Below are 16,042 nucleotides of genomic sequence, written 5' to 3'. Positions count from 1 at the left end.
CTTCTTATAGTATAAGAGTGTTCAAAGTTGAATAATGACGTAAGGAGGAAACTCTTCATGAATGACTATGTATTGACGACCAGCCAGCTGTCGAAGAAATATCAAAAGAATATGGCGCTTGATAAAGTGAGTGTAAAGATAAAAAAAGGCTCCATTTATGGTTTCATCGGACAGAATGGTGCCGGGAAATCCACGCTGATCCGAGTGATAACAGGACTTGCCTATCCAACCACAGGGACGTTTGAGTTATTTGGAAAAAGCAATGAACGGGATATCATAGAGGCCAGAAAGAGAATCGGAACCATTATTGAAGGGCCGGCCTTATATCCCCAGATGACGGCCAAGGAAAACCTGGAAGCACACCGTCTGTTGAAAGGCATACCAGGCAAAGAGTGCATCGGCAAAACGCTTAAGCTGGTTGGTTTGCAGGATACAGGAAAAAAGAAAGCGAAGAATTTTTCTTTAGGAATGAAGCAGCGCCTCGGACTGGCGATTGCCTTACTGGGAGATCCTGAGTTTTTGATTTTGGATGAACCTATTAATGGGCTGGATCCTATGGGGGTTGTGGAGATCCGCGAGCTGCTGAAAAAGCTGAACAGGGAATATGGCATCACGATTTTAATCTCAAGCCATATTTTAAGTGAGCTGCATTTATTGGCCACTCATTATGGCATCATCCATAAAGGAGAGCTGCTGGAACAGTTATCTGCGAAAGAGCTTCAAGAAAAATGCCAGCAGTACTTGCATATCAAAGTGGATGATCCAAGCAAGGCGGCAACCATCATAGAAAGCCGGTTATCTGCTCCTGATTTTGAAGTGATGCCGGATGGAACGATCAAACTGTTTGCCTCTGTTGATGCACCGCGAAAAGTCTCCAAAATGTTAACCGATGAAGGCTTGATCATCGAAGAGTTCATGCCGATGGGAGAAGATTTGGAAACATATTTCACCAATCGCATCGGGGGTGTCCAGCATGGGTAACTTAGTGAGAACAGAGTGGTATAAACTAAAGAAAGATCGCTCATTCCGATTCCTGAGCTGGATGCTGCTTGCTGCAGCAGTGCTGTTTCCTCTTCTAGAATTCGACAATGGCGCTACAGGCCTGCCGGCAGTAAGTGATTTCTACCGGGAAAGCATTCTTGGGCCGCATGCCAATATAGTGAAGCTGATCCCCAGTATTCTCGCCGGTTTCTTTATTACGAGTGAATACTCCATGGGGACGATGAAAAGCATCGTATCTTCAGGGAAAAGCAGGCTGAGTATCTACTCTGCGAAGTTAATCGTGTTTTCCATTGGAACGGTCATCATATCATTGATATTACCTATCGTGATGACAGGGGTGAGTGCTGTCTATTTCGGATTTGACGGTATGCCTGAACTCTCCTATTATCTTCAAACCATAGGGCTGATTATTTTATACGGAGCGGCCTTTGCCTCCATCATGGCGATTTTTTCAATCCTGTTCACGGACAGCGGAAAAACGATAGGGTTTTTATTGCTATTCTTTATTTTTGCTGACTGGCCGCTGCAAATGCTGGCAGCCAAAGTGCCGTTTTTTGAACCGATACTCAATCATTCTGTTTTTAAGCTGATCTATGACATCAGCATCGTGAACAGCTTGAACAGCAGTGACTTGTTTTTCATAGTAGCGATTCCCATTCTGACGTTCCTGCTGTTTTGGGGAATAGGCGTCTATATTTTTAAACGAAAAGAAATCAAGTAACCAGAAAGCGGGTGAGGTCAAATGCTCTATCTGTTCATCATCGTCCTGATCGCATTCGCCATTGTCCTCACTCGTTTCTGTCTGCTGAAAAAAGAAATCAAACGGACAGCCCGGCAGCTGCGGGAATTAAACCAAAATAAAACAGCCAAGAAGGTCGATATCAGCTATCATGACCGCCATTTTGAAGAGCTGGCAAAGGAAATCAATAACCAGATTGACCAGACGAAACAAGCAGAGGCAGTCAAGCGCTCAACGGAAAATGAACTGAAACAGGCCATCTCTCATATCTCACATGATATCCGCACGCCGATGACTTCGATTCTGGGGTATATTCAGTTTCTGGAGTCAGACGAACTAAGCCCCGAGTTGAAAAAGGAATACATCGCAACGATAAAAAATAGTGCAGGAAGATTAAAAACCCTCCTGGAAGATTTTTTTGAGCTGTCGATTATTGAACAAACCGATTACCCGATGAAGCTGGAGAGGGTCAGAGCCAACGACTTGATAGCAGACGCTCTATTAGGGTTTTATGAAGAATTCAAAAAGAGAACCATAGAGCCGGACATCCATATTCCTGATCATGAAATCATGATCGATGCCGATGCATCTGCAGTTAAAAGAGTCGTGGAAAACTTAGTGGTCAACGCGATTCGGTACTCAACAGGGAACGTGTCCATCAGGCTGGAAGAAAGGGATGCAGCGGTTGTATTGAGAATTTCCAACACCGTCGACAAACTGAGTGAACAGGACGTACACCACATGTTCGACCGGTTCTATAAAGCCGACCAAACCCGGACAGGCAAAGGAACCGGACTCGGACTGCCCATTGCCAAAAGCCTGATGGAAAAAATGAACGGCAAAATCTCAGCTGAACTAAAGGGGAATCAATTGACTATGGTTTGTGAATGGAAATAAGCCAAGGGGACAGGTCCCTTGGCTCTTTTTTGTGGTTGGACTGTTAAATCTCTAACCCTCGGGAAGAGAAAGATCCTTCAAACCCTATCCCATCGTAAACCTCCTCCTTAACACCCCACACCTCAAGCGGGTACACCTCTAACAGGGCTGCCTGCTTCACCATGTCTTTTCATAAAATTGCTTCTCAAGTTCCATTAATGTTCATCTTTTCTACATTTGCGTTCTTGCTAAAGTCCTCTACTGTATCTATCTTTTGAAATTCCTCTGGAGGAATAGAAATTACTGCACTGACGTCCTCATTTCCTATATACGAAAGATATGCCTTCTCCGCAGATGTCTTTGGGGTATCGTTGTAGAAAACAATATCTATATCACCTTTTTTAACATGTACTTCTTCTTTTAGATAGCTTAGAAATTGAACAATCTTCTTAGTATCTGCAGTTGGAGTAAATTCTCCTTGTAAAAACAAGATATAATTATGTTCTAGATTAGGATCTACAGATAACAGCTGCTCAATGGATACATTGTCTTTATCGGGAACAATCTCATCAAAAAATACAAGGTTTCCATAGAATGAATGAAATTCTTCTTGAAACATGTTTTTAATTACAGGTTTGTCCCTCTCTTGAAATTGAAGACCAGTCAATCTTTTCAGATAGTTATCTCTAAAATCCTTTTCATTCTTGTAAGCTGAGGCGGTGAATGAAATGGTTGGTTCATCTTTAGGATATACCTTAAAACTATAAAACCCGGAACTGCTGTTGCTCTCAGCACTTCTTATGACAAATTCCTTTCCGTATTTCTCCTCCAAGTATTCCAAGGCATCTTTGTTCAATGAAGAATCCTCTTTAATTGGTTTAGATAGGCAGCCGGTAAATAGAAACAATATTATTGGCAATAAGAAAACGAACTTGTTTATACCAAAAACCTCCTCTATTTGGTAATATAACCCAAAATTATTATATAGTTTTTAAGTGTTACATTTACAACAAAAAGCTGGGAATATCTACAAAAAAGTTCTTTGTTCCTAGTGCGGAAAGGGGGCTGTTATTATAATATTTATGTAATGAATTACCAGAAATGGAGGTTTGTGCTATAAGTAGGTTATCTTTTATAATCTTAATCGCAGTTTTACTAATTTCCGGTTGTGGAACAAAACCTAGTAAAGTGGATTCCATTATGAAGGAAGAAGCGTTGGAGTATTTAAGAGAAAAGTATGGTAAAGATTTTGTCATCAGTAATGTTAAAATTAACAAGAGCTCAGGCTTGTATCGATTAAATGTGCATCCGATAAATCAATCAGGGCCTTCCTCTACAGTGTTTGTTTACAAGAATGAGATGGATTTTAGAGATACTTATTTAAAAGTCTTGATTGAAGACGAGTTTCAGAAAAGGGATGAACCTATTTTAGATAACTTATTTCAGCAAAAATTTCATTCTTTTTATGGGGGATTAATATTCTTTGATGAAATTTTACCCGACAAGGAGAATGCTTCTATCGATAGCCTGCTCTCTATTGATCCAAACCTTGAGCATGAGTATAAAATTTATTTAGAAGGCAGATATGAACCCCATGTTGATAAAGAAAGCATTATTGATTTTATTTCTTACTTAAAAGAAGAAGCAAACGTTAAAAAGGCTGAAATCAATATAGCTTATTTTAATAAAACTCCTGAAAAAAGAGCAGATGATGCTTATCATTTCTATAAAGTAAGTGAAGATGTAAATCAGGTAATCACTATTACACCTGACTTATTTCAAGCAATAAATAATGTCGAGGATGTTGATAAGAACTTTACATTTGAATGAACCAGGGACCAGGGCCCATGGCTTGAAATTGGGCCAAGGGGTCTGTCCCCATGGCTCCAGGATGAGGTTAAATCAGCTGCCAAACCAGGCAACATTACTATAATTGAGAAAACTGGTATGGCGTATTAGAAGAAAATTGCGGAGTGATTATTCATTGTTCAAGTTTACGGTCTATATCTTTTAACTTGTTGTGAATCTTTGTTAACAATATCAGCATATGTATTGGAAAACCTATTGCAAAACCAACTAATGGTGAATAAGGTCCAGCAAAAAATAATGATATAAGTGTAATAGCTATATAGATAAAAATAATGATAGCAGCCAAAGTTAGCTCTCCCTTTTTGGATAATTATAGCATGAGTTTAAAGCCAAGGGGTCTGTCCCCATGGCCCGGTATTCATTATAAGGAGAACTCTAAATCACGAAATGGATTAGGATTGTATAGACACAGCTTCTATTCGATCTTTAGGTTTTAAATTGCCTGCGACAATGCCAATTAATATGATGACAACTCCCAGCCATTGTGAAAAGCTTACAAATTCAGCTAATATAAGTGCCGATAATGTTACAGCTACTGGAAGCTCCGAAGCAGTCAAAATCGTGCCAAGTCCTGGGCCTATATGGGGCATGCCAATTGAAAAGAAAAGTGGTGGTAAGGCAACACCAAACAAGCCGAGTAATAAACCATACGGGGCGACGCCCATTAAGACAGGTAAATCAACTAGAAACATTGGTGGATATACTAAAAGTACGACAATTAAACCACCAGTAGATAGGAAAGCACTTTTCAGGACAGGCGGAGTATCTTTTCCGACTGAACTGCTGAGAAATATAAAAGTTGTAAACGTTAAAGCCGAAAGCAGCCCCCAAGCAGACCCATGCAAGGAGAGAGCAACTTCATTTTTTGCAAGTAAGCCCGCAGCTAGAAATGAGCCTATAATAAGAATGCCAATTGAGATGATTTTCCCTTTTGTTGGTTTTTTCTTATGAAAGACCCACTCGAAAAGCGTACCAATCCATACAAATTGAAATAAAAAAATGATGGCTAGTGAAGCATTGAGTGTCTGCAGCGCCTGATAATAAAACACACCTGTCAAACCAAACGGAATTCCAGATAATAGTAATTTGTAAGTTTGTTTTAAAGAAATTTTTTGTTTTTTTCTAAACATAACTAGCACCCAGGTAAGTAAGACCCCAAATAAATATTGGGCACCCGTTACCTCTGTTACCGAATAATTTGCTGCATAAGCAAGCTTCACAAATGTAGACAACACCCCATAGCAGCATCCACCTAGAAAAACGATTAGTACATAATGCCAAGTTTTCATTTACTCTGCCCCTTTCTTTACATAAAAAAGCCACACAACCGTCAACTGACAATTGTGTGGCGAAAATAGAGCTAGCTCTAGAAAAATCCACGTCCTAAATTGGTTTTATTATTCAATTCTTCAAAAAGTATAAGAGTAAGGGTGCCTATTGTCAACGGGTATTTTGGGTGACACTCTCTAGGAATACTGAAGGTTATTTGTACTAAAAGGTGCTTTAAAATCCAGCTGTCAATAAGGCAGCTGAATCTTATTTAACTAATGGGAGAGTAGTTCAATAGGATTTCGCTCCCCACCTTGCTAAAAAACTGTATAATTTAGTAAAAGGGGGAGGGAGTTTATGAGAGACATACTAGGTTATTTCCTTATAGCTCAAGCCATTCTCACAGGCGTTATTGTTTATTCAATAAATAGTTTATCTGATTCTATCAAGGCATCTGCTGCTTACGTTGCAACAACAGATAGAGATAAGCAATTAAGCTGGGGCTCTGATCTAGGGATGCCTGCAATTGCGTTATTTTTGCTAATAGCAGTTGCAGGCTTGGGTATTTTTTTGGTTGTAAATAAAAAGGGAAACTGAAATAGAAGAGTGTATTATTCACTAAGGAAAATGCACTTTTTCTACGTTCCTTACTAAACTAATGGGTGATTGATCCAAGAAGGATTATCGCCTTTTTTGCTGAAAATTACTTAATGGCTAAAACATCTATTTGCTCACGCTGTACCAGGAGATATGATTTTAAAGGGGAGATTAAACAGTGGAAGGAGAAAAACAAAAGAAAGTCCAAAACTTATATAGAAGGATAAAACACCAGAATAGAGCAGATAAAAAAGGCAATGAAATAGGAAGATTTGGAATCCTAGTTATTCTGCTATGGCTCTTACTTCTTGTATTGAATGCCCTTTTTGATATATAAAATAAGATTGGAATTTGGAGCTCACAAGAATGTAAACGTGATATTAAGAAGATCCAGCTGTCATTAGGTGGTCGTTCTTTGCGAGGAAGGGACAGCTTAGTTGAAGAAGAATACAATAATATATCGTGATTTAAACTAACAAAGGGTGATGAGATGAAAAAGGTGCGGTATATACTTGGCATATTAATAATAACTATTGTTGTGTTCATTTTTGCAGGTAAATTACACTACCCCTCTCTTCCAGTTGATGATGTATCAGCAAATGAAGCTATTGATAAACTAAAAGAATCGGATAGTAAGATAACTGAAATTTCAGTAGAAGGGGACTTTATTTGGTATATCACACGTAGTGAGGATAAAGGTATTTCAATCGCTGATGAATATACTAAACAAATGGTTGCCTCATATGGATGGGAATTTAAAGAAAAAGATGGTGCCGGCCTGTTCTTTGAAAAAGAAGGAAAGAGGCTAATTGCCACCACTCAAATGTGGACTGAAAATTATGTACTCGTAAAAATTCCTAGTGATTTTAAATGACCTTGAGGAGCCAGGGGGTCAGGTCCCATGGCTCTTTTGGAAATTGGCCAAGGGGTCTGTCCCCCTGGCTCTTTTTGAAATTGGGCCAGGGGGTCTGTCCCCATGGCTTTTTTTTGAAATTGGGCCAAGGGGTCTGTCCCCCTGGCTTTCTTTTTTGAAATTGGGCCAGGGGGTCTGTCCCCATGGCTTTTTAAGAATTATTTAAGAACTACATAAGGATTCATTTAGATTTGCTCCTTATAATGAGTGCATATTAGCCGATAAGGCTATAAAAACTTATGATTAGAAGGAGTTTTTTGCATGGCAAAGAAAGTAGGGTATTATACGGTTTTATCCCACCTTTGGATTCAGTGGATTATTTTGGGGAGCATTTTGCTTAATACGTTTATGGTGTATCCAAATATTTTTCATAACGTACCATTTTCATTGGAGCAGTCCATGGACTGGATGGCAGTTGCTAGTCCACATACTTATTTTCCGCCTTTGGGCTTTGTAAGTATACTGACCGGTGTTTTGGCAGGAATTTTTGTGTGGAAAGTGAAATCTGCAAGAAAGTGGGTGCTCCTCAGCCTGCTGGCAATCATATTAGAAGGGGCAGCTTCCATTCTTTTTGAATGGCCCCGGAATGAAATCATGTTTATTGAAGGTGCGGACCTCCATTCTATAGAATTCCTTAAGCAAACGGTGAAGGAATTTAAAATCGTCCATTGGTTTAGGGTTATATGTAATATTCTTGGTTCACTGTTCATCTTCATAGGGTTTATTAAGCTTGATCGATTCTTGACAGCAGATAAAGGCTATCAAGGGGAAGTTAGTAATTAAGAATATCGAGATGTTGTTTCTGTCTATTGTAATGTGAACTATAGGTGCGATGTCCAAAAACAGCTGCCAATTCTAGGCGGCTGTTTTTTCATAAAAAGGGCAGTTCAGTTGATGAAAGGGATACCGTAATATATCGTGATTAAAATTAATAAAGGGTGATGAGATGGGATATTCCCAGACCCCAAAAGAATAAGCTTCAGAAAAAAGGCGACGAAGAAGTACAAAAAGTATTATGAATGAACAACCTGAAAAGGAACATATTAAAATTAAGTAAAGTTTTAAAAAAAATCAAAACCTGTTGCATATATAAGTGAATTATTATATATTGATATCGTAAAGCGGGAGGTGAATAGACGTTGAAAGTGTCCACAGTTGAAGTTGAAAAAGCGGCCAGCATCTTAAAATTATTGGGTGATAAAACGCGGTTAACTATGCTGAAGATCCTGGATAATAATGATTGCTGCGTTTGTGAATTTGTTGAGATTTTTAAAATGAGCCAGCCTGCCATCAGCCAGCACATCCGAAAGCTAAAGGATGCAGATGTGGTAAGGGAGGCCAGGAGAGGCCAGTGGATCATTTATTCTCTGAACAAAGCGAGCGACTACTACCCGCTGGTGAAGGATGTACTGGATCACCTTCCGAGTCAGGATTATAAATTGAAAGAACTTGAAGAACAGGGATTAAGAATTTCTTGTGAGTAAGAGGGGGGTAGCATGTTTTGACTCAAATAATTTTGGCATCATTGATATTTCTGGCAACCCTCATATTGGTAATATGGCAGCCGAAAGGATTATCGATTGGCTGGTCTGCATGTGGGGGCGCTATTCTTGCCTTGATTGTAGGAGTAGTTGACTTCAATGATGTGATTGATGTGACATCCATTGTCTGGAATGCAACGCTTGCTTTCATTGCAATCATTATTATTTCGCTGATTCTGGACGAAATTGGATTTTTTGAATGGGCAGCTCTGCATATGGCAAGAGCAGCAAAAGGAAGCGGAGTAAGAATGTTTGTTTATGTTTCCATTTTGGGTGCTTTGGTTGCAGCATTTTTCGCTAATGACGGAGCCGCATTGATTCTGACACCCATTGTTCTTGCAATGGTCAGAAACTTGAAGTTTGATGAAAAAATGGTTTTTCCTTTCATCATTGCGAGCGGATTTATTGCCGATACAACATCATTGCCGCTGGTAGTCAGCAACCTTGTTAATATCGTTTCGGCTGACTTTTTTGGAATCGGGTTTGTGGAGTTTGCATCCAGAATGATTATTCCAAACTTCTTTTCACTCGCAGCAAGCATCATTGTCCTGTACTTATACTTTAGAAAAAGCATACCGAAGAACTATGATTTATCCCATCTGAAGGAACCTTCCGCAGCGGTTAGGGACAGCAAGATGTTCCGGCTGTCATGGCTTGTACTGGCAATCTTGTTAATTGGCTACTTTGCAAGTGAATTCATTGGATTGCCTGTTTCAATCATTGCCGGTGTCGTTGCCATCTTTTTCTTATTAATGGCACGCAGGAGTCCAGCCGTGAATACCCGCACAGTCATTAAAGGGGCACCTTGGGCAATTGTGTTTTTCTCCATCGGAATGTATGTAGTGGTATACGGGCTGAGAAACGTAGGCCTTACCAATGTGCTGGCCGATGTGATTCAAATGACAGCTGACCAGGGGCTGTTTGCGGCAACCATCGGGATGGGCTTCATTGCAGCCATTCTTTCATCTGTGATGAATAATATGCCAACCGTTATGATTGACGCACTGGCCATTGCTGACACGGATACCAGTGGAGTGATCCGGGAAGCATTGATTTATGCCAATGTCATTGGATCTGATCTGGGGCCGAAGATTACACCTATCGGATCTCTGGCAACCCTGCTGTGGCTGCATGTATTGTCTCTAAAAGGAGTAAAAATCTCCTGGGGAACCTATTTCAAGACTGGAATTGTTCTAACCATTCCAACATTGTTCATCACATTAGTTGGGTTATATATTTGGTTGCTGATCATCTAAAAAACTTACCTAAAAGGAGAATCTCAACATGACTAAAAAAACAATCTACTTTCTATGCACAGGAAACTCTTGCCGCAGCCAAATGGCAGAAGGATGGGCTAAGCAGCATTTGAGTGATGAGTGGAATGTATACAGTGCAGGAATTGAAGCACATGGTTTAAATCCTAATGCTGTAAAGGCCATGAAGGAAGCCGGCATCGACATCTCCAATCAGACTTCTGATATCATTGACACTGAAATTTTAAACAATGCGGACCTGGTCGTAACACTTTGCGGTGATGCAGCTGACAAGTGCCCGATGACTCCTCCTCATGTAAAACGCGAACACTGGGGATTTGACGATCCAGCCAAAGCGGAAGGAACAGAAGAAGAAAAATGGGCCTTCTTCCAACGTGTACGCGACGAAATCGGCGACCGCATCAAAACTTTTGCCGAAACTGGCAAGTAAAAAGAAAATAGCCAAGAGAAATTACTCTCTTGGCTAGCTTTTTACCTTTCATATAAGCATATGCTTATTTTATTTTAAAGGAGAGAGTCTCATGACAAAAGTGGAAATTTTTGATCCGGCTCTATGCTGCCCTACCGGGGTGTGCGGACCGAGTGTGGATCCGGAACTGACCAGAATGGCTTCCGCCGTATTTTTGCTGGAAAAAAAGGGGTTTGACATTAAACGATATAATTTGGCAAATGAACCTGCTGTGTTTGCGGACAATAAAGAAATCTGCAAGGTTCTTCATGAAAAGGGGCCAGGCGCCCTGCCGGTCACGCTGGTGGACGGATCAGTTGCCAAGGCGGGCAGATACCCCTCTAACGAAGAATTGTCTCAATGGTTCGGAGTGGATGCTGACTCACTGCCTGAGAAAAAGCCCAGCGTTAAATTCAAGATCGACCTGAAATAGGAAGGAGGATTAAGCATGTTTCAACCATTTGATGCAAGAGCAGTTGCGAACACTAAATTCCTTTTCTTTACAGGTAAAGGCGGGGTGGGCAAAACCTCAGCCGCTTGCGCTTCTGCTGTCAAGCTGGCTGATGAAGGAGAAAAGGTCCTGCTCGTCAGTACAGATCCTGCATCGAATTTGCAGGATGTGTTAGAGGTTGCTTTAACAAATACACCCATGCCCATTCCCGGAGTTTCCAATCTTTCAGCATGTAATCTTGACCCGGAGGAGGCTGCACGTGCCTATCGCGAAAAAACAATCGGGCCTTATCGCGGCAAGCTTCCGGATTCAGTCGTAAATACAATGGAAGAACAGATGTCAGGTGCCTGTACAGTCGAGATTGCCGCGTTTGATGAATTCACGGGCTTGCTTTCGGATGCTTTAGTTGTAGAAGCTTACGACCACATCATTTTTGATACAGCACCAACAGGGCATACCCTTCGCCTGCTTCAGCTGCCAACAGCCTGGAGCGGCTTTTTGGAGGAAAGTACACATGGTGCCTCATGTCTGGGTCCTTTATCTGGACTCGCGGAGAAGAAGCAGATTTACTCCGTAACCATGGAAGCACTGGCCAATCCCGGCCTCACCACACTGATTCTGGTGTCAAGACCGGATGAATCATCTTTGCTGGAAGCGAGCCGTGCTTCCAAGGAATTAAAAGAGATTGGGATCAAGAACCAAAGTCTGATTATCAATGGGTTCATGCAGTCGCATATTCCTGATGATGAGGTTTCAGCATCATTTTTCCAGCGTCAGCGGAGTGCATTAAAAAGGATGCCGGATGAATTGAAGCAAGTGGCTGCTTATTCTATTCCGTTTGTATCATATTCCCTTACAGGGCTTAACAATCTGCGCTACCTATTTAAGCAGTTTACTCTTCCGCAGACAGAATTGGCTATTGATCAAAAGTTCTTCAATTTGCCTGGATTAAGTGAGGTCATTAAAGACTTTTCTACAAGGGGCACCCGGGTCATTTTCACAATGGGCAAGGGCGGAGTTGGCAAAACCACAATGGCATCTGCCATTGCAGTTGGGTTAGTGGAAAAAGGTCATCATGTGCATTTGACCACCACTGATCCTGCTGCTCATCTTGAATTTGTTTTTCAAAACAGCCAGTTGAATCAAAAATTGACTATCAGCCGGATTGATCCGAAAAAAGAAGTTGAGGCCTATAAATCCCAGGTACTGTGCAATGTAAGGGATGAATTGGATGATGAGTCTCTTGCTTTTATAGAAGAGGACTTAAATTCCCCATGTACTGAAGAAATTGCCGTATTCAGAGCATTCGCAGAAGTTGTAGCAAAATCGGAGAATGAAGTAGTGGTCATTGATACTGCTCCATCAGGACATACCCTGCTGCTGTTGGACGCAGCACAGTCGTTTCATAAAGAACTTGCACGCTCTGCGGGTGATATACCTGAAAGTGTCCAAATGCTTCTTCCAAGGTTAAGAAACCCTAAGGAGACGGGTGTCGTCATTGTGACCTTGGCTGAGGCCACTCCTGTGCTGGAAGCTGGCAGACTGCAGGAAGACTTGAAGCGTGCGGATATCACACCTGAGTGGTGGGTGATTAACCAAAGTCTGTATGCGACAGAAACAAAGGATCCTGTTCTAAACGGAAGGTCAGGTGCCGAATTCAGCTGGATTGAAATGGTGGCAGATGAGCTGAGCGAGAAATGCGCCATTGTCCCGGTTCAGGGAGAAGCAGGCACTGGATATCAGGAATTAAAGAAGTTCATCAACCACTAATGGAGGGATTAGGATGGAAAAAGTCGTTATTTTAGGGACCGGTCCAGCTGGATTGACAGCAGCTATCTATTTAGCTCGTGCAAATATGGAGCCGCTGGTAATTGAAGGCACACAGCCAGGAGGCCAATTGACATTAACAACCGAAGTGGAAAATTTTCCGGGGTTTGCAGGTGGAGTAATGGGCCCGGAATTAATGGACAATATGAGAAAACAGGCAGAAAGATTTGGAGCCAGGTTTAAAAGGGGATGGGTTACTGAAACCGACCTCTCGCAAAAGCCATTTATACTAAATGTGAGCGGTTTGGGAGAAATAAAGACAGAAGCGCTGATTCTTTCCACCGGTGCATCTGCCAAGCTTCTGGGTATTCCTGGTGAATTAGAAAATATCGGACGGGGAGTCAGCACATGTGCTACTTGTGACGGATTCTTCTATCGCGGCAAGAAAGTAATAATTGTTGGAGGCGGAGATTCGGCTATGGAAGAAGCAAGCTTCCTAACGAAATTTGCTTCCGAAGTGACCATTGTTCACCGGCGTGACGAACTCAGGGCCTCAAAAATTATGCAGGACCGCGCGAAAGAGAATCCAAAAATATCCTGGGCGCTTAACAACACACCGATTGAAGTGGTATCAGATGGAATGAAGGTAACAGGCTTAAAAGTCCGGAACAATGAGACGGGTAAAGAAGAAGTAATTGAAACAGACGGAATCTTCGTGGCAATTGGACATACACCAAACACAGCATTTCTCAACGGGCAAATCGAAACAGACGAAACAGGCTATATTAATGTTATCCCTGGTACGGCAGAAACCAATATCCCTGGCATTTTTGCCTGCGGGGATGTACAGGACAAGAGATATCGCCAGGCAATTACAGCTGCAGGGACAGGATGCATGGCAGCACTTGATGCCGAACGATATCTGGAAGGAACGGCAACACATGATTGGAGCAAATCATTATAAAAGGCGGGAACAGCATGACAAAAAACTATCATGAACTAATAAAAGATCGCATTTACATTGGCGGAGCAGATGATGTAGAAGAAATGATGAAAAATGAAAAAGCAGATATGATTTTCGATCTTCGGGCAGAGGCTCCAGAAGCGGACTATGAGCGGATTCACAGCCCGATTGTAGATGATGCTGAGCAGCAGGATGAATCAATTAAACAGTCTGTGGAGCATGTGGTAAATGCCTATAATAGAGGGGAAAAAGTATACTTCCACTGTGCAGGCGGAAGCAATCGTACAGGAACCGTTGCGATCGGTACATTACTCTCTTTGGGGAAAGCAAAGACGATCGGGGAAGCAGAAGAAATGGCGAAGGCCGCCCGGCCAAAAATCAATGTAAAGCCAGAGATGAAAGCATCCCTTCAGCGCCTTTTCCCTAATGCTTAATGAAGCCAGGGGGACAGACCCCTTGGCTCTTTTTGAAGCCAGGGGGACAGGTCCCTTGGCTCTTTTTGCTTTTTCCTGCAGCTCTAAACACCCTCGGTGAGAGACATCTATTTCAAAAGTAGAGGCACTCTTATTCCTGAAGCTGCTTTCCTATGATTTACTCTTCCTTATAAACATATCGGGAACCCATTATCAATCAACCATTCCCTAGAAAGTGGGTGGGAATGTTGCAACCTCGAGAAGAGCCAGGGGGGCAGGTCCCTTGGCTCTTTTTTATAACGGGCCAAGGGGTCTGATCCTGTGGCTTAATTGCCTCTTTAACCGATTGGATTTTAATAACTGGTATCCGATATGTTTTCCTAAACTTAGAGACAGGCTAGTGAGTAAGAAAATACATTAGCTCCTAGAGGATATGGATATTGGCATATAGTATCGGAAAGGATAAGTGTAGATTTAGGGTAGGGGTTGAAAAGGCATGAAACCATCATATGAAGATGTTAAAGAAGCTAGAGAATTATTGAAAGAAGTGGCCTTTAAACATTGGATCCAAGATGATTTATTCACTTGGAAATGGTGGGTATTACTCGCAGCCACAATTATCCCATGGATATTATGGCTTAGCTTTCGCGATAAAAAGAGAACATTTGAAATTTTAAGCTATGGACTTATCTGGGCAGCTGCGGCTTCGCTCTTTGATGTCATTGGCGGAGAATTGATCCTATGGGGATACCCAGACAAATTGTTGCCGATGGTCCCTCCTTTGTTTCCGGCAGATATTACAGTCATTCCTGTTTTATTTATGTTTATTTACCAGCTTTCTAAAAGGTTTTATAGTTATTTTATTCTGTCTGTGCTGGGGGCGGCATTGTTTGCTTATGTTTTTGAGCCCCTATTTGTTAAAGGAGAAATGTTTATTTTACATAACTGGACACATACAAAGTCCTTCTTAGGATTTTTTCTTCTATCTCAGATTGTGTATGTGATAATAGCCAGACTGAAATCGAGTATATAGACTTGAATTGTTTCCAAGTCATTAAACTAAATATGTCTCCGAATTCCGATTTAGGAGCCAATGTTGCAGGTCAGCTGACAAAATAGGCAGATGTTCTATTTGAAAAGAGACGGTATTTCTGTAATTAGTTTTATCTGTGGAAGATTGTATGGAACAAATGGGTGCTATAGCAAGATTTATCCACTACAGGAACATTAGAAATTAATCCATATAGTTAGCATGACTTTGAATAAACTCTGCCTAATTCCCTCGGTAAAAGATAAGGAGGATTAGGCTTCTTTGCAGCAAATCCTTCAGAAGTTAAAGGGTCAGCCCCTTTTTCTTAGCATCCTCATCCAGCCCTGTGCCAATTGCTATACCAATACACATTCCCAGCGGCAGGCCCAGTACCAGATTATCAAATACAACAAGGCCAATTGCTGTACCAATACTTATGCCAATGGACATATATAATGCCAGATAATACCCTTGCGTTACCAGTTTGTGCTGTTTCTGCAGATGGGAGCTAATGGTGCCAATTAATTTTTTATGATGTTTAATCTCACCTTCTGTAAGATGTTCTGCTTTGCTTTTTAGACGGATCAGGTGATTTTCTAAACCTAAAAAAAGCTGATCACATTTTTCGCAATCTGATGAAAAGGAACTTAGCCTTTGTATGATTCTTTTGCATTTATCCAATTCAAGCCTCGCAGCCGTTTTTGCATCAGCCTTTTGTCCGATTTCTTCAAGAAAACTGTTAAGTTTATCAACCCGCTGATTATCCATATTCACCCTCCGGAGAATGTTATTATCTTTATTTACGTTTTACTGAGGGTATAGTTTCAATTTTCTGAGGAGCCAAGGGGACAGCCCTTGACTCTTTTTGAGGCTGAGCCAGGGGGTCTGT

General features: G+C 41.3%; 20 protein-coding genes. 16 read left to right on the top strand and 4 right to left on the bottom strand.

Features of this window, described 5'->3' with window-relative positions; translation table 11 throughout:
- The first annotated feature begins 57 nt into the window (after positions 1-57).
- From ABU165_RS15965 to ABU165_RS15955, 3 genes are read left to right on the top strand one after another with little or no spacing between them, the layout of a single operon-like run.
- A complete protein-coding gene (locus tag ABU165_RS15965; RefSeq protein WP_318060428.1) occupies positions 58-981 on the top strand; it encodes an ABC transporter ATP-binding protein in 924 nt (307 codons plus the stop codon).
- Entirely contained in the window at positions 974-1,723 is a 750-nt protein-coding gene (locus ABU165_RS15960; protein ID WP_318060426.1) for an ABC transporter permease, read from the top strand. The genes ABU165_RS15965 and ABU165_RS15960 overlap by 8 nt, the downstream gene beginning before the upstream one ends.
- 21 nt (positions 1,724-1,744) lie before the next feature.
- Entirely contained in the window at positions 1,745-2,638 is an 894-nt protein-coding gene (locus tag ABU165_RS15955) for a sensor histidine kinase (RefSeq protein ID WP_318060425.1), read from the top strand.
- 184 nt (positions 2,639-2,822) lie between these two features.
- On the opposite strand, the gene ABU165_RS15950 is transcribed toward ABU165_RS15955, so the two are convergent.
- Complete coding sequence (locus tag ABU165_RS15950) at positions 2,823-3,473, bottom strand: hypothetical protein (protein ID WP_318060424.1); 651 nt, start codon at positions 3,471-3,473, stop codon at positions 2,823-2,825.
- Between the two features lie 344 nt (positions 3,474-3,817).
- Between ABU165_RS15950 and ABU165_RS15945 the strand changes: the two genes are divergently transcribed.
- Positions 3,818-4,447, top strand: a complete 630-nt coding sequence (locus ABU165_RS15945) for a hypothetical protein (RefSeq protein ID WP_318060423.1) — start codon at positions 3,818-3,820, stop codon at positions 4,445-4,447.
- A 151-nt stretch (positions 4,448-4,598) separates the two neighbouring features.
- Here ABU165_RS15945 and ABU165_RS15940 read toward each other — a convergent pair whose 3' ends face one another.
- Both ABU165_RS15940 and ABU165_RS15935 read right to left on the bottom strand, forming a co-directional pair.
- Positions 4,599-4,772: a hypothetical protein gene (locus tag ABU165_RS15940; RefSeq protein WP_318060422.1), complete on the bottom strand. Its 174-nt coding sequence runs from the start codon at positions 4,770-4,772 to the stop codon at positions 4,599-4,601.
- Positions 4,773-4,878: 106 nt separating this feature from the next.
- Positions 4,879-5,775 (bottom strand): EamA family transporter, encoded by an 897-nt coding sequence (locus ABU165_RS15935; protein ID WP_318060421.1) that lies wholly within the window; start codon positions 5,773-5,775, stop codon positions 4,879-4,881.
- 337 nt (positions 5,776-6,112) lie between these two features.
- Between ABU165_RS15935 and ABU165_RS15930 the strand changes: the two genes are divergently transcribed.
- The 12 genes from ABU165_RS15930 (at position 6,113) to ABU165_RS15875 (ending at position 15,156) form a co-directional block, all read left to right on the top strand.
- On the top strand, positions 6,113-6,352 hold the full coding sequence (locus ABU165_RS15930) for a hypothetical protein (protein WP_009792038.1): 240 nt from the start codon (positions 6,113-6,115) through the stop codon (positions 6,350-6,352).
- 178 nt (positions 6,353-6,530) lie between these two features.
- Positions 6,531-6,689: a hypothetical protein gene (locus ABU165_RS15925; RefSeq protein ID WP_180827392.1), complete on the top strand. Its 159-nt coding sequence runs from the start codon at positions 6,531-6,533 to the stop codon at positions 6,687-6,689.
- A 153-nt stretch (positions 6,690-6,842) separates the two neighbouring features.
- Positions 6,843-7,226 carry a hypothetical protein gene (locus ABU165_RS15920; protein WP_318060420.1) on the top strand — a complete coding sequence of 128 codons (384 nt, stop codon included), beginning with the start codon at positions 6,843-6,845 and terminating at the stop codon, positions 7,224-7,226.
- Positions 7,227-7,526: 300 nt separating this feature from the next.
- The gene (locus ABU165_RS15915) at positions 7,527-8,048 is read left to right on the top strand and encodes a hypothetical protein (protein ID WP_148950435.1); all 522 of its coding nucleotides are present in this window, start codon (positions 7,527-7,529) and stop codon (positions 8,046-8,048) included.
- Positions 8,049-8,404: 356 nt separating this feature from the next.
- Positions 8,405-8,749: an ArsR/SmtB family transcription factor gene (locus tag ABU165_RS15910; RefSeq protein ID WP_009792033.1), complete on the top strand. Its 345-nt coding sequence runs from the start codon at positions 8,405-8,407 to the stop codon at positions 8,747-8,749.
- Positions 8,750-8,766: 17 nt separating this feature from the next.
- The gene (locus ABU165_RS15905; RefSeq protein ID WP_035401616.1) at positions 8,767-10,062 is read left to right on the top strand and encodes an arsenical efflux pump membrane protein ArsB; all 1,296 of its coding nucleotides are present in this window, start codon (positions 8,767-8,769) and stop codon (positions 10,060-10,062) included.
- A gap of 28 nt (positions 10,063-10,090) precedes the next feature.
- The gene (arsC, locus tag ABU165_RS15900; RefSeq protein WP_009792031.1) at positions 10,091-10,510 is read left to right on the top strand and encodes an arsenate reductase (thioredoxin); all 420 of its coding nucleotides are present in this window, start codon (positions 10,091-10,093) and stop codon (positions 10,508-10,510) included.
- Positions 10,511-10,601: 91 nt separating this feature from the next.
- The gene (arsD, locus tag ABU165_RS15895; protein WP_318060419.1) at positions 10,602-10,961 is read left to right on the top strand and encodes an arsenite efflux transporter metallochaperone ArsD; all 360 of its coding nucleotides are present in this window, start codon (positions 10,602-10,604) and stop codon (positions 10,959-10,961) included.
- A 15-nt stretch (positions 10,962-10,976) separates the two neighbouring features.
- Entirely contained in the window at positions 10,977-12,749 is a 1,773-nt protein-coding gene (arsA, locus tag ABU165_RS15890; protein ID WP_318060418.1) for an arsenical pump-driving ATPase, read from the top strand.
- A 13-nt stretch (positions 12,750-12,762) separates the two neighbouring features.
- Positions 12,763-13,710 (top strand): thioredoxin-disulfide reductase, encoded by a 948-nt coding sequence (gene trxB / locus ABU165_RS15885; protein WP_253616356.1) that lies wholly within the window; start codon positions 12,763-12,765, stop codon positions 13,708-13,710.
- Between the two features lie 14 nt (positions 13,711-13,724).
- Positions 13,725-14,144 carry a protein-tyrosine phosphatase family protein gene (locus tag ABU165_RS15880; RefSeq protein ID WP_318060417.1) on the top strand — a complete coding sequence of 140 codons (420 nt, stop codon included), beginning with the start codon at positions 13,725-13,727 and terminating at the stop codon, positions 14,142-14,144.
- 475 nt (positions 14,145-14,619) lie between these two features.
- On the top strand, positions 14,620-15,156 hold the full coding sequence (locus tag ABU165_RS15875) for a CBO0543 family protein (RefSeq protein ID WP_318060416.1): 537 nt from the start codon (positions 14,620-14,622) through the stop codon (positions 15,154-15,156).
- A 300-nt stretch (positions 15,157-15,456) separates the two neighbouring features.
- Here the strand turns inward: ABU165_RS15875 and ABU165_RS15870 are convergent, their stop codons facing one another.
- Positions 15,457-15,921 carry a glycine zipper domain-containing protein gene (locus ABU165_RS15870; protein ID WP_318060415.1) on the bottom strand — a complete coding sequence of 155 codons (465 nt, stop codon included), beginning with the start codon at positions 15,919-15,921 and terminating at the stop codon, positions 15,457-15,459.
- Positions 15,922-16,042: the final 121 nt, after the last annotated feature.

The organism is Cytobacillus sp. T106 (assembly GCF_040492155.1).
GTDB lineage: Bacteria > Bacillota > Bacilli > Bacillales > Cytobacillaceae > Bacillus_AB > Bacillus_AB infantis.
This window is presented reverse-complemented; position numbering and strand designations above follow the sequence as displayed.